The organism is Clostridium cavendishii DSM 21758 (assembly GCF_900141845.1).
GTDB lineage: Bacteria > Bacillota > Clostridia > Clostridiales > Clostridiaceae > Clostridium_AG > Clostridium_AG cavendishii.
In genome coordinates, this window is the sequence record NZ_FQZB01000016.1 from 74,571 (window position 1) to 89,445 (window position 14,875).

At 25.8% G+C, this 14,875-nt stretch carries 15 protein-coding genes; 14 read left to right on the forward strand and 1 reads right to left on the reverse strand.

Going from position 1 to position 14,875, the window contains the following annotated elements; genetic code table 11:
* Positions 1-279 precede the first annotated feature (279 nt).
* Together BUB01_RS18105 and BUB01_RS18110 are read left to right on the forward strand one after the other, a co-directional pair.
* The gene (locus BUB01_RS18105) at positions 280-651 is read left to right on the forward strand and encodes a DUF3232 domain-containing protein (RefSeq protein ID WP_072991437.1); all 372 of its coding nucleotides are present in this window, start codon (positions 280-282) and stop codon (positions 649-651) included.
* A 251-nt stretch (positions 652-902) separates the two neighbouring features.
* Complete coding sequence (locus tag BUB01_RS18110; protein ID WP_072991441.1) at positions 903-2,936, forward strand: methyl-accepting chemotaxis protein; 2,034 nt, start codon at positions 903-905, stop codon at positions 2,934-2,936.
* Positions 2,937-2,983: 47 nt separating this feature from the next.
* Here BUB01_RS18110 and BUB01_RS18115 read toward each other — a convergent pair whose 3' ends face one another.
* Positions 2,984-4,171: a diguanylate cyclase domain-containing protein gene (locus tag BUB01_RS18115; protein ID WP_072991444.1), complete on the reverse strand. Its 1,188-nt coding sequence runs from the start codon at positions 4,169-4,171 to the stop codon at positions 2,984-2,986.
* Positions 4,172-4,502: 331 nt separating this feature from the next.
* Here BUB01_RS18115 and BUB01_RS18120 point away from each other — a divergent pair, with 331 nt between their 5' ends.
* The 12 genes from BUB01_RS18120 to BUB01_RS18175 all read left to right on the forward strand — a co-directional run bounded on the left by BUB01_RS18120 (position 4,503) and on the right by BUB01_RS18175 (position 14,870).
* The gene (locus BUB01_RS18120) at positions 4,503-5,234 is read left to right on the forward strand and encodes a hypothetical protein (protein WP_072991447.1); all 732 of its coding nucleotides are present in this window, start codon (positions 4,503-4,505) and stop codon (positions 5,232-5,234) included.
* A 248-nt stretch (positions 5,235-5,482) separates the two neighbouring features.
* Positions 5,483-6,547: an AEC family transporter gene (locus tag BUB01_RS18125; protein ID WP_072991656.1), complete on the forward strand. Its 1,065-nt coding sequence runs from the start codon at positions 5,483-5,485 to the stop codon at positions 6,545-6,547.
* A 68-nt stretch (positions 6,548-6,615) separates the two neighbouring features.
* Entirely contained in the window at positions 6,616-7,614 is a 999-nt protein-coding gene (locus tag BUB01_RS18130) for a 2-hydroxyacid dehydrogenase (protein ID WP_072991453.1), read from the forward strand.
* Between the two features lie 177 nt (positions 7,615-7,791).
* Entirely contained in the window at positions 7,792-9,354 is a 1,563-nt protein-coding gene (locus BUB01_RS18135; RefSeq protein ID WP_242958439.1) for an ATP-binding protein, read from the forward strand.
* Positions 9,351-10,028 (forward strand): response regulator, encoded by a 678-nt coding sequence (locus BUB01_RS18140; RefSeq protein WP_072991459.1) that lies wholly within the window; start codon positions 9,351-9,353, stop codon positions 10,026-10,028. Before BUB01_RS18135 ends, BUB01_RS18140 begins: the two co-directional genes overlap by 4 nt.
* A gap of 85 nt (positions 10,029-10,113) precedes the next feature.
* On the forward strand, positions 10,114-10,299 hold the full coding sequence (locus tag BUB01_RS18145; protein WP_072991462.1) for a hypothetical protein: 186 nt from the start codon (positions 10,114-10,116) through the stop codon (positions 10,297-10,299).
* 179 nt (positions 10,300-10,478) lie between these two features.
* Entirely contained in the window at positions 10,479-10,817 is a 339-nt protein-coding gene (locus tag BUB01_RS18150) for a hypothetical protein (protein ID WP_072991465.1), read from the forward strand.
* Between the two features lie 25 nt (positions 10,818-10,842).
* Complete coding sequence (locus tag BUB01_RS18155; RefSeq protein ID WP_072991468.1) at positions 10,843-11,337, forward strand: hypothetical protein; 495 nt, start codon at positions 10,843-10,845, stop codon at positions 11,335-11,337.
* Between the two features lie 32 nt (positions 11,338-11,369).
* Positions 11,370-11,696, forward strand: coding sequence for a hypothetical protein (locus tag BUB01_RS18160; protein ID WP_072991473.1), 327 nt, complete (start codon positions 11,370-11,372; stop codon positions 11,694-11,696).
* Positions 11,697-11,739: 43 nt separating this feature from the next.
* Complete coding sequence (locus BUB01_RS18165) at positions 11,740-12,369, forward strand: cadmium resistance transporter (protein WP_072991476.1); 630 nt, start codon at positions 11,740-11,742, stop codon at positions 12,367-12,369.
* A 220-nt stretch (positions 12,370-12,589) separates the two neighbouring features.
* Positions 12,590-13,387, forward strand: coding sequence for a ribose-phosphate diphosphokinase (locus BUB01_RS18170; RefSeq protein WP_072991480.1), 798 nt, complete (start codon positions 12,590-12,592; stop codon positions 13,385-13,387).
* 13 nt (positions 13,388-13,400) lie between these two features.
* On the forward strand, positions 13,401-14,870 hold the full coding sequence (locus BUB01_RS18175) for a nicotinate phosphoribosyltransferase (RefSeq protein ID WP_072991483.1): 1,470 nt from the start codon (positions 13,401-13,403) through the stop codon (positions 14,868-14,870).
* Positions 14,871-14,875: the final 5 nt, after the last annotated feature.

The window sequence follows — 14,875 nt, forward strand, 5'->3', positions numbered from 1 at the left end:
ATGTAAAGAGGGGGAGAACCCTCTTTTTTGTTGAAAATAAATATTATAGTTCTAAAAAATTATTATTAAGATTTGATAATAATAGTTTTTTGTTTCATATGTTTTTTGTTATAAATAACCTTAATTTATAATAAAAAATCTACTATTTTTTAGAATTATTAAAATAAAAGGTATTAAAGCAGAATATTATTTAATTTATTATCAGGAAAATTTTGTAAAATAATAAATATTATGTTAGAATATAAATAAGTAATGCAATTGAGAATTGGAGGATAAATTATGTTTAGAGAAAAAATTAATGAATTCATTAGTGTTGTTTCTAAAACTGATGATTTTGAATGTCTGGATATCATGGAAGAACTCATAAAATCTGCTTCAGATTATGTAAGAAGAGTTAATGTATTGGAAATAGGACTTATGGTTGGTAAATACAATAAAGATGGAGATGAATATAGGAAATATGTTGATAAACTTGATAAACAAAAAAGTAATGCGCATAGTGGGCTAATATCAAATGTTAAGATTATTAATAGACTGTGTAGAAATAATAATCTTCCCCTAATATATGAAGGAAATGAAGAAGATAAGATAGAGGTAGCCGATTTTGCTAAAAATGTAGTGAATGAATTATTTAATATACAAAAAATATAATATTTAAAGCTATAGACTGTATCTATTTTTTAATAGGGTACAGTCTAATTTTTTAGATAATCTTTAGTATATAACTAATATATATACTTTTATAAAAATAATAACAAATTTTAATAATTCCATATATATTGTATAATTATGGACACAATTGGTTTTATTATATATAATAAGCCTGATAGTATATTCTTTATTAAAACTTATAAAATTGAATAAAGTTAAGCAATTTGCAAAAGAGAAAAGGGGAGAAAATGATGCAAAAGAATAAATTCAAGTGGAAAAATAGTTTGAAATTTAAACTTATAATTTTTATTAATTTAATTTTAATTTTAACTATTTTAATTCAAGGTGCTTTTAGTATAAGTACAAATTATAAACAAAGTAAGAATTATTACGAACAGAATTCTAATGCCAATTTGAAAAATGGTAAGGATTTTATTATTAATTTTATTGAGGAAAATAAAAACATTTTAAAATCTATAGGTGGAAATAAAAATTTAGTAGAAAAGGTAACTAGTGATGAGGCTAGTAAATCATTAATGATAGACAGCCTTAAATCAATAAAAGAATCAAATAGTAAAGTATTATCTGCATATTTTGCAAGTGAGGATAGAAAGACATATTTAATTTATCCTGAAGTAGATATTAAAGCTCCAGAAAAAGATGATAATACAGAAGATATTCCAACACCTAGTGATATGGGTAACTATGGTAAAATAGCAATGGAGAGTAAAAGCGCAGTGGTTACCCCTACATACTATGATAAACGTTTTAAGAAGTTTATGATTTCTATTTTTATGGGAGTAAAAAATTCAGATAATACTAATAGTATTATTGGAGTAGATTTAGATTTATCAGTTTTAAATGAGAATATGAGTGATTTTAAATTTGGACAAACAGGTACTTTTAGTGTTGTAGATGCAAAGGGGTATACAATTGCAGATACTAATAAGGAGTTAACAGGTAAAAAAATTAACATAGCATCTGTTATTAAAAATCTTAATAGTAATAATACGATTTCTTATGATGAAAATATAAATGGTGTAAATAAGAAAATTACAATTACGCCTGTTATAGATAAACAAATTTACATAGTAACGACTATAAATAATCAAGAAATAACTAAAACATCAATGGAATTATTAATAAGAGTAATAATATATAGTTTAATAATAATAATTTTATCATTTGTAATAGTATCAATATTTGTAAGAAAAGTAACAACAAATATTAAAGCATTAAGCGATGATATGGTTTCAATAGGGAATGGAGATTTAACTATTAGAAGTAAAGTGGTAGCAAATGATGAAATAGGAATTTTATCTGGTGCATTTAATAAGATGATAGATGATTTAAATATATTAGTTAGTAAAAATACAGAGGCATCATCATCAATAAAAGAAAATACTTCAAATATGAGTCAAAACTTTAATCAATCAGTTGAGATAATTACAGAGGTTACAGCAAGTATTACAGAAATTGCACGAACAAGTGAGAATCAAACTTCAGAAATAAATGATATATTATCAGAAAATGAATCCTTAAATAAAGCAATAAAAAATGTGTCTGATAATATTACAAGTATTAAACAAATATGTGATAATGCTAAATTAGTAGTAGATTCAGGATTAAATACAGTAGACAATTTAATTAATACCACAGAAGAAAATAATATAGTATTAAAATCCGTCACACATAATATGAACGAAGTTATAAGCAGTTCGAAGGAAATTAATTCATTTGTTGAAGTAATTAAGTCAATAGCAGAACAAACCAATTTACTTTCACTTAATGCTTCTATTGAATCAGCTAGAGCAGGAGAAGCTGGAAAAGGCTTTGCAGTAGTTGCAAATGAAATAAGAAATCTTGCAGATGAAAGTTCTAAGGCTACAGAAGAAATAAAGCTTATGATTGATAATATGAATAACAAGACAAGTAGCATTCAAGTGGAAGTAAGCAGTATTAAGAATGCTATTGAAAAACAAAATAATGCAGTAGAAGATACAAAATGTAGATTTAAAGATACAGCAGATTTGATTTTAAATTTAAATAGTGCTGTCAATACTATTGCTTCACTTAATGAAAGTATGGTAAAGATAAAAGAACTGATATCAGTAAAATTAGACTCGCTAGCTTCTGGAATTGAAGAAAGTTCAGCTGCTACTGAGGAAATATCAGCATCATCTGAAGAGCAATTATCTATAATGGAAGTACTCGGAAGGATGACTGAGGATTTATCTAATTTATCACAGGAGTTGTCAGAAAGTATATCAAAGTTTAAGTTATAAAGTAAAAGTCCAAGTTATTTTTAAATGGCTTGGACTTTTTAATTTTATTAATAAAGCATATAATGTTTTTTCATATATTTATTTTTGTACATATTTTTATCAGCTTCACTTAATAAGTTAAGAATATTTTTAGATGAAGAAGAATATGAAAAACCGGATGAAAGGTGGATAGGCATTTTGGAATTTATGTTATATTCTTCAATTTCATGTAGCATTTTTTTATACATATTTTGAGATTCTTTAAGAGTTGTATTTGGAAGAATAATAATAAACTCATCTCCGCCATTTCTAACAAGTATGGAATCTTTATTGAAGGTATTTTTGAAAAATTTAGAAACATTTCTTATTAACAAATCACCTGATGAATGACCTAAAGTATCATTAATATATTTAAGGTTATCTAAATCACATACTATAATACCTATAGGGGTGTCAGAATCTGTAATTAGTAGTTCTATTTGTTTATTAAGATAAGTTCTATTATATAATTTTGTTAAACCATCATGGTAGCTTAGTGTTTCTAATTTTTTTTCAAGTTCTTTTCTTTCAGTAACGTTTCTACTAATTCCTTCAATATATATCAAGTCACCATTAATGTCAAAAGTTGGTATAATATAATCTTCAATCCAAATATAGTTGCCATTTTTATGTTTAAATCTTGTACAAAACATTTTACTAAAATCAGAGTTTTTATCAGTTTTACTTTTTTGAATTTCAAAATCATCAGGATGTACAAGTTTAAATGGTAGATATAAGTCATTATAAAAATCATTTGCATCGAAGCCCAAAACATGTTTAATAGCTGGATTTATATAAGTAAATTTATGCGTAGGTTTAAGTTCATATTTAAAAATAATATCTTTCCCCTTTTCAAGTATTTTACTAAAGTTAGTGAGATTTCTTTCTAAATTAATGTATTTACTTATATCAAAACAAGAAAGTTCTAATCCTATATTATTGGCCTTATTATCAATTAAAGGTTTTGCAAAAATATCAAGATATAGTTTTTCTCCATTTTTTTTTGTAGATAAAACTTGAATACTTGAATTTATGACTGTAGTATCTAAATTTTGATCTAAGTAATTATTAATATAAGTATTTATTATTTCATTTAAATGAAAACCTAAAATATCGTAACAATTAGGTGATATTGAAACAATAATTCCATTAGAATCTATTTTAATATTTAATTCTCTTGTTAATTGAAATTCATTATAGTTATTAAGTAAAGTCATTAAGCATTCCTCCAAATAGTAAGCATACAATACAAATAAGTAGAAGTTAATTAACTAAATTATGTATATAAGGTTAGTATAATTAAAACTAAAAGTGTTCATATAAAACTAATTTTAAGAGTATAGTTTTATTATTATATATATTAACTAAATTTAAATATAATACATAATTATATTTTAACATTAAAAAATAAGAAAGTTTTTTAAATTAAGGGAGAGTAAAATATAGTTAAATAAATTCAAGTTTGCTTATTGATGCTGGAAAACTTGTTGAATATATTGAAGAATGATATAATATTAACAATGAGTTTCTGGGTAATTGGAGAAAATTATGAAGTTGAAAATACTATACGGTTATAATTCTTTTATATCTTCAAAGGTTAGGTTTAATAATACAAATATATTATTTGAAAATATGATAAAAGATAAATATGTTTTAAAGCAATTATTTTATAAGAGTAATAATGAAATAATAGAGTTAAATTGTATTAATGAAAAAGACTTTTTACAATATACTAGGGCTAATTTAATAAATAATGAAAGATTTTTAATAGTATTACATGAAATAAATGATGAAAATATAAATATATTAAATGATATTTATAAATTAAAAAAGAACCTAATAATTGTTGTTGGAGAAGTTAAAATTGATATTAGCAAATATAATTTTAAAAGTGTAAATTTATTTCCTCAAATAGCTTTAAAAAATATAGAAAGTATAGATATAGAGAGTGTATTGTTTATGATTACTTTATTTAATGAGAAAGAAATTAATGATGATATTAAAGTTAAAAGAACAATGCTAATAGGAAGAAAAAGAGGTACAAATGCTATTGGAGAAATTGTGTTAGAAGTACTTAGAAATTTTAAAGAATTTCAATATAGTAGTAATATTAACATGTATCTATATAGTAATAAAAGTTTTAATGTAAATGAAATTACCTATATTGAAGATCCATTAAAAGAGTATATGATGAAAGATTGTAAGTTAAATATCAAACAAATTGAGAATAGTAGGTTAAATGATGAAATAATATTTTCAATTTTAGGAGAACAAAAATAGAGTTACTTAAATAACAAAGTTATTTAAGTAACTCTATTTTTATTATTATGTAATAATATATTGGATTTTTTGAATTTAAATGCATAGATGACTTACAAATGTTAAAAACAAACTTAAATAACTTAAATAACTATTTAAAAATTTAAATAAATTGAGGCGAGAATAGGAAGCTTGTACAATAAAAATGTACTAAAGAGGCATTATATTTACAAATGTTAAAAAAAACACAAAAGGAGAGAAATTATAAAATGTTAGAAATAATAAAAAATACGCTAACAAATAATGAGATAATTGGTGCCATAGTTTCTTCTGTATCAATTATATTTTTAGGTTTCTATTTAAGAAAAAAGGAAATATTAAATAGCACAGCATCAAAGGTATTAACAAAAGTAGTTCTTACTGTTTCACTGCCAGCTCTTGCATTTACATCATTTATGAAAGATATAAATGGAAAAGAGTTAAAGGAAGGGTTAAGTATACTTATATGGGGCTTTGCAATTTACATAATATTAATACCAATAACAAAATTCATATATCTAAAAGCTAAAGGTGATAAACAGGATGTTTATAGAGTATTAACAATATTCGGTTCAACAACATTTTTTGGAACACCAATAGTTAAAGCAGTTTATGGTACATTAGGAGTAATGTATGCGAATATATTTAATATAGCTTATAGAGTTTTCTTATATTCATATGCATTTATTAAAATGTCTGGAACAAAAATGGACAAAGAAAACTTCAAAAAGAACATGAAAGAAATATTTTTAAATCCAATAATATTAGCAACGTTTATAGGATTATTTATATGGCTATTCCAAGATATGTTACCACAAGTAGCTATGCCTGCTAAGAATGGTACAAAAAATGTAGCATTCTTAAGAATTGATCAAACAGTTCCATGGTTATACAATCCACTTACTTATTTATCAGCATTAGCGTCACCACTTGCATGGATTTCAATTGGAGCTACTTTAGCAGAAGTTCCATTTGCTAAAGCAATAAGACAAAAGGATGCATGGTGCTATAGTTTAATAAAAGTAATGCTAATTCCAATAATAAATATAGCATTATTAGTTGTTTTAAATAGTACAGGAATATTAACAATTTCATTTGCAGCTTTTGCAACAACAGTAATAATGATGGCAGCACCTACAGCAACAGTAGCAGCGGCATACGCTATTAATTTTGATAAAGAATCGGTATTTACTTCAAACTGTTCATTATTATCAACTATAGTAGCAGTAGCAGCTATACCAGTTTGGATAGTAGTTTTAGAAGTGGTTAAAATGATAGGATTATTTGCTAAGTAAAAAGTGTAAAGCCACTCTATTACATATGGAGTGGCATTTCCACTATATTATAAATGGAGGTAATAGGAATGTTAAAATTAGTTTGTTATGGAGTAAGAGATAGTGAAGTAGAATATTTTCATAAATTAAATGAAGACTTTGGATATGATTTAGAATTAGTAACATTAGGTTTAAACGATGAAAATGTAACAAGAGCAGTTGGAGCAGATGCAGTTATGGTTAGAGGTAATTGTAAGGCTCACAGAAAAAATTTAGAATTCTTTAAGCAAAACGGGATAAATTATGTATTAACTAGAACAGTTGGTTTTGATCATGTTGATTTAGAAGCAGCTAAAAAATTAGGAATAAAAGTAGCAAGAGTGCCAGGATATTCACCAAATGCTATAAGTGAATTAGCAGTAACACTTTCAATGATGCTTTTAAGACATACTGCGTATACAGTAGATAGAACAAGCAATAAGAATTTTATTGTAGATGGCTTTATGTTTAGTAAAGAAGTAAGAAATTGTACAGTTGGAGTATTAGGTGCTGGTAGAATAGGTTTAACTACAGCGAGCTTATTTAAAGGATTAGGTGCTAAAGTTATAGCATACGATGTTTTCCAAAGTGATGCAGCTAAAGAAATAGTTGAATTTAAAGAGTTAGATGAAGTTCTTAAAGAAGCTGATATAATATCAGTACATATGCCTTATTTAAAAGGTATAAACTATCATATTATTAATGAAGAATTTATATCAAAAATGAAGGATGGAGCTATATTAGTTAACACAGCAAGAGGAGAACTTCAAGATATGGAGGCCATAATAAATGCTGTTGAAACAGGTAAATTAGGCGGATTTGGAACAGATGTACTTGAAGGAGAATCAGCTGTTTTCTTTAAGGATTTAGGTGGACAAACATTAGAAAATCCTTTATTTGAAAAATTATCTAACCTTTATCCGAAGGTTTTAATAACTCCACATATGGGTTCATACACAGATGAAGCTTTAAGAAATATGATAAGTATTTCTTATGAAAACTTAAAAGATTTAAAAGAGAACGGTGAAAGTAAAAATCAAATAGCATAACAAATACTTCTAAAGGTAGGTTTAATAGAAAACCTACCTTTAGAAGTATTTATAGGTTTTATAAAAAGTGTAAGTAAGATTAAATCTTTGTAAGAAGTCAATTTTAATAATTAAATATAAAACTATTTAAGTTACATTTAAATTATAGTAAAATAAATGTCGAAAGGTGGCGTAAAATTGATAAAAAAAATGAAGTTTGAAAATAAGATTATACTTTCAGCTATAATTATTACTTTTATACCATTGACTATATCGTATTCTATTTTCTTGCAGGACAAGTTGGAATTTATTGATCAAAGTGCAAAAGTTAATATAAAACAAGCTGCATTTAGTGTAAGCCATTCAACACTTGTACAGGAAAAACTTTATAAAAGAGAAAATGATTATTCAATTCAAAATTTTACTAAAAGCTTTATAAATAACGACAATAATACCGATATTATAGTTGTTGCAGATATGAATGGAATAAAATATTCTCATTTAGATGAAAGTCAAATTAAAGAAGTGTTTGTAAATGAAGATAAAAGGAGAGTTTTAGAAACTGGGGAAGGTTATTATTCAAGAATGGTTGGGTCTATGGGTGACACATTAAGATGGTTTGAACCTGTTTATTATAATGGAAAACAAGTTGGTTTTGTAATGGTAGGAAAATTTTATGACAAAATTGAACTTGTAAACAAAAGGACTAAGGGAAAATATATATTATTATTTATGATGAGTTTTTCTATTGCTATAGTTATTTCAAAGTTTTTTGCTATGAAAGTTAAAAAAGCAATATTAGGTATGGAACCAGAAGAAATTGCAAATTTATATAATCAGAAGAAAGCAATAATAAATAGTGTTAAAGAAGGTATAATTGCTCTCAATAAGGAGGATGAAGTAACGGAGATAAGCGTAAATTGTTACGAACTATTTCCGGACTTTTCAGTAGAAAAGATAAAACAAAAGTTATCTTCTTATATTAAGGAAAGAAAACACTTTGAAATGAAGGAATTCATAATACAAGGAGAAAAAATATTTGTTACAATGCAACCATTAATTATAAATAATAAATATCTAGGTATGGTTATAACTTTTATCGCTAAGGAAGATATTAATAAGATAGCGAAGGAAATAACCGGTGTAGACGAAATGGTTAAAAATTTAAGAGCAAATGTACATGAATTTAAAAATAATTTACATGTTATTTTAGGATTATTACACATAAAAGAGTATGATGAGGCTAGAAGCTATATACAACAAATACAACAGATACAGGAAATGAATACAATTAAATTTTCGAATATAGAAGATTCATATGTTAGAGCATTATTATTAAGTAGAGAATTAGTTGCAAAAGAAAGAAATATAGAATTAGTTCTTACAGAAGAGTCATTTTTATATAAGGAGCACAATTATGTTGATTCATATGATTTAGTAACCATATTAGGCAATTTAATAGAAAATGCTTTTGAAGCTTGTACTATAAAAGAAAGTAAAAATAAAAAGGTCGAGATAACTTTGTTTGAAGATAATACTCTTATTGAAATACAGGTAAGAGATAATGGTAAAGAAATAGAAGAAGAAATTAAAAAGAGTATCTTCGATATAGGAATATCCTCAAAAGGAAGTAATAGAGGCACAGGCTTACACTTGGTTAAAAGTAGGGTAGAACTATATGATGGGAATATAGAAATAGAAGAATTTGAAGAAGAAAAGATATTTGTTATAACTATTTTTAAGGGAGTAGAAAACATATGATAAAGATATTAATAGTAGAAGATGACCCAATGGTAGCCATGATTCATAGAAGATATTTAGAGAATTTAGGATATACTGATATATTAGGTCCTGTAACTACAGAAGAAGAAGTTTTAAGTATATTGGAAAAAGAGGCTGTGAATTTAATATTACTAGATGTATATTTACCTAAAGAAAGCGGTATAGAAATTCTTAAAACAATAAGGGAAAAACAATATTTACAATATGTAATTATGATTACAGCAGCTAATACAGTTGAAGAGTTAAAGAAAGCTTTTTCTTATGGAGTAGTAGATTATTTGGTTAAACCTTTCGAAGCAGATAGATTTGAAGAGGCTATTAACAAATATAAAACAAGACATTCTATATTTAATAAAAAGGATGTTATAAGTCAGGAGGATATTGACAATACTTTTATAAAGGATAGTGATATGACCATTACATTACCAAAAGGTCTTAATGAAAGAACGCTTAAGAAGGTTGTAGAATTTTTAAGGGAAAGACCACAGAGGGTATGGACTTTAAGAGAAATTGCTTATGAGCTTAAAATAAGTAATGTAACTATAAAAAAATATATGGATTACTTAGAGGAAACTAATAAGGTTAATGTTACTCTTACAAGTGGAAATATTGGAAGGCCTGAACATAAGTACACTTTTAATCTAGAGATTTAAGAACGGGAAAAAGTTGTAAAATAGTATGCCAGGTGGTAATATATAGCTATAAAGGATTTTATGTATAAAGAAGAGGGGCGAGAATATGGATTTCAATAAACACAAGTACATAGGTTTTTTAGGTTTATTATCACTAATAGGATTAAAAGGATTTAATGGAGGAAGTCATCTTTGGCTTATATTCTTTTTAAATTATGGGTGGTTTACATTTTTTTATGAAAATAGTTATGTGTATAAAAGAAAATTGGCTAAAGTATCAAATAAAGTTTAAATAAGTGCTTTATGAATAAGTATGATTAGCTAATAAATAATTTAGGTGTATAAGATTTTATGTAATTTAAAAGCTTATGCACCTTTATTTGTTCTAAAAAATATGGATGTAAATTATTGTGTGATATATAATTAGAATATAAAGTTTTTTTGATAATACTAAAATTAGAGAGGTTTTTTATGGGGATAGAGTATCAATTAGTAAATAAGACAAAAAAAGAAATAATAACGTATATTCATATACCAGCAAGTAAAAAAAGAGAGCTTGCTGGAAATACTATTTCAGCATCCATAACGACTTGGTATTTGTTAAACAATAGTGGAGATGAAATTAAATTTGTTTCAGATGAAGAGTATTTTAAAGAAAATGATAAATTTAAAAATTATAAAGATGTAACTGAAGAAGTAATTATTGATTTAATTAAAAATAATATTATAAGAGATGAAGGAATTGAATATATGGATGAAGATGAGAATTCGTGTTATATAAGAAAACTTATTAATATTTGGTGTGAGTAATTTTAAAAAGATAGGAGAATGAAGTATGCATAATATAAGAGGTTTTATTGCTAAAAATAAAATTATAAAAAGTTTGGCAAATGATTTTGTATATGCAGATGTTACACTATTAAATCAAGGCTTTTCAATGATTTTTTTAGTTGATAAACTTTATGATGATATTAATGAATTAGTTAATAGTAATTATAAGATAGAATTTGATGATGAGTTTGGGTATTTTTCACCAGCTATTTATAATTTACTAGAAATTAAATCTTCACATGGCAAAATAGCATATATAGAGACGGATTATTTTGGAGGGGATGGTGTACAGGCAGCAATTTTATTTGAGAAAGGATTAATTAAAATAGGACCTAATATAAGTAAAACTTTATGGGATGGAAAAAGTAATTCTTATATTACTACGCCTAAAGGAGAGAGGGCTATTAATATGATATTAAAAGAACTTGGTGTTTATAGAAAAGGAAATATGGATGAATTTGATAATATAGGATTATCATTATATAGAAGAATGGATTAGTATGTAAATTATAATATTAAAGGAAGTGTAAAATGTTAATTCAAAATGAAAGTAAATTAAAGTTGGTTTATAAGAATATTTGCCTTGGAGAGGTTATATACACAGATAGTGATTTTCCATGGTTGTGTGGTAAGTTGAAAGCAAATGATAATTTTGAAATATTTAAGCCATTTTTTTATGAATTAGTGGAATCTCTTAATGAAGGTAATGAATTTGATGAAACAAAATGGAATAAAGACTGGAGTGAATTTGAAAATTGGACATTATTAGATGAAGAGGAAATTATAGATATATGTCTGCCAATGATTTATGAAGAGGTTGATGGGTATTTTGATATTGGGTGGAGATTACGATTTTAATATTTCTTGAAAGTAAAAAGAGTATATTGTGGAGGATAAATTATTGATTGGTACATTAATAACAGCATTTATTGCATTTGTAAGTACAAATATTGATGATATAGTAGTACTTATACTACTTTTTTCACAAGCTGATAGTGATATTAAAAAGAGGAATATTATTATTGGACAATATTTAGGAGTTGCTATTTTGATTATAATAAGTATCATAGGAGCGCTAGGTGTAGCAAGTATTAACAGTAGATATGTGGGATTTCTAGGGTTAGTACCGATATATTTAGGGATAAAGACTTATATTGATTATAAAAGAAAAAAAACAAACGATGTTAATTTATCATATAGAGATATTAAAGAAAATGTTGATGAAGAAAAGGAAACAGATAAATTTACTAAAAATCAAGTTAGTACAGGTATTTTAGCAGTAGCAACTTTAACTATTGCAGGTGGTGGAGATAATATAGGAATTTATATACCTCTTTTTGTATGTAAGAGTCTAATTGAAATTTTAATAATGCTTATAGTATTTATAATACTTGTTGCGTTATGGTGTTTATTAGCTATTAAACTAACAGGAAAATTATTCATACAAAAAAGTATAGATAGATATAGTCACATTCTTGTCCCTATAATTTTTATTGGACTTGGATTTTTTATAATTATAAAAAGTATATAAATTGGTTTAATACATAAATACCAATTTATATACTTTATTTTAATATCACGTATGTAAAAAAATACTAAAAAAACTAAATACATGTTGACAATTAATAGTGAAGGGTGTATTATAAAGACATAGTATTAAATAGATAATATCTAATTAATAATATCGGAAAGATAATATATGTGGGCTATAAATTTTAAAATATAAATAAAGCCACTAAGGAGGTAAAAAAATGATTTTTTTAAATGAAGGAATTGTTGAGATTAAAAGATTTCCAAATGGAGAAGTTCTAATGAATAGTGAGAGCTTTATCTTAAAGGATACTACTAATGAAATTAAGCTTAAGTTTGAAAATGATGAAGATATAACTCATTTAATATTCTTAAAGGGGCATTTAGATGAATTAAGATTAAAATGTAATTTAGTTCTACCATATATGCCATATAGCAGAATGGATAGAACAGAAGGTATTACTGTTTTTACACTAAAACAGTTATGTAGAATAATTAATAATTTGAATTTTGAGAGTGTAACAATTTATGAACCACACTCAGAGGTTTCTGTTGCATTATTGAACAGAGTCAAAGTTATAGATATGTCAAGAAATTTAGCAAAAGAGCTTTTGGTAAAGGTAAATGGTGGAAAAGAGGAAGTGTATTTAGTTTATCCAGATGCTGGTGCTGCAAAGAGATATTCAAAACAAATTAATTATGAAAAAATTTTAACTGCTAATAAGGAACGTGATTTTAAAACTGGCTTTATAAAGAATCTTGAGATTAATGGTAATGTTCAAGGTAAGAGTTTTAAGGCTATTATAATAGATGATTTATGTTCAAAGGGTGGAACATTTATATTAACAGCTTCTAAGTTAAAGGAAATGGGTGCAACAGAAATATATCTTGTAATAACACATTGCGAAAATACAATTTTTGAAGGTGATATATTAAAAACTGATTTAATAAAAAAAGTATATACAACTAATAGTATTTTAAATAGAGAACATGAAAAAATTAAGGTTTATAACATTTAGGGAGGGATAAATAATGACAAATCCATTATTATTAACTGATTTTTACAAAACAATTCATCATATGTGTTATGCAGAAGGGATGACAAAGTTAGTAAGTTATTGGACTCCAAGAATGTCTAGAAAAGAAGATATGAATAAGGTTGTTATGTTTGGATTACAACCTTTTATAAAGAAAAATCTAATTAATTATTTTAATGAACACTTTTTCAATAAATCTAAGGAAGAAGTAGTTACTGAATATAAAAGAGTTATTTCTAGAACTATGGGAAATATAGCAGCTGATACAAAGCATATTGAAGCTCTTCATGATTTAGGATATTTACCGATACAAATTAAAGCAGTAGAAGAGGGGTTAAGAGTAAATATAAAAACACCTATGATTGAGATTACTAATACTCATGAAGATTTTGCTTGGCTTGTAAATTATTTAGAAACTTTTATGAGTTGTAATATATGGCAACCAATGACAAGTGCAACTATTGCATATAGATATAGAGAAATAGTGGATAAGTATTTTGAACTTACTGTAGAAAATGGAGAGTTAAAAAAAGCTTGTGGAGATTTTAGTATGAGGGGGTTTAGTTCTGTAGAAAGTGCAGAGATTAGTAGTGCCGCACATTTACTTTCTTTTGTAGGAACTGCCACAATACCTTCAATTGTTTATTTAGAGAAATATTATAATTGTAATATAGATGATGAAATAGTTGGACTTGGAACCCCATCTACAGAACACAGTGTAATGTGTAGCTATGGAACTGATGAATTTAAAGCATATAAAAGGTTAATAACTGAAGTGTTTCCAAGTGGAGTTATAAGTATAGTATCTGATACTTATGATTACTTTAATGTTATAACAAGTCTTCTTCCAAGATTAAAAGAAGAAATATTAAATAGAGATGGAAAAGTTGTTATTAGGGGAGATAGTGGAGACCCAGTAAAAATAATTTGTGGTGATAAGTACGCTAAAAAAGATAGTCCAGAATATAAGGGAACTGTTGAACTATTATGGTATATATTTGGAGGGAAAATTAATTCAAAGGGATACAAGGTTCTAAATAGTAAAGTAGGCACTATTTATGGTGATAGTATAACTGTAGAAAGATGTGAAGAGATTTGCAAGGGGTTAGAGGAAAAGGGATTTGCAGTAAGTAATTGTGTATTTGGAATAGGTTCATACACATATCAATATAATACTAGGGATACTTTTGGCTTTGCTCTAAAAGCGACACATGCTGTAATAAATGGTGAGGAAAGATTCATTTTTAAAGATCCTAAAACTGATACAGGAAACTTTAAAAAGTCACAAAAGGGAATGTGCTATGTATATAAAGAGGGGCAAGATATTTTATATAAGGATGAACTAACTATAAAAGAGCAAGAGGAGCGTAAAGATAATCTATTAGAAGTTGTTTTTAAGGATGGAAAATTAATAAAAGATTATTCTTTAGCGGAAATAAGAAATAGACTACATGAAAATTTCTAAAATGT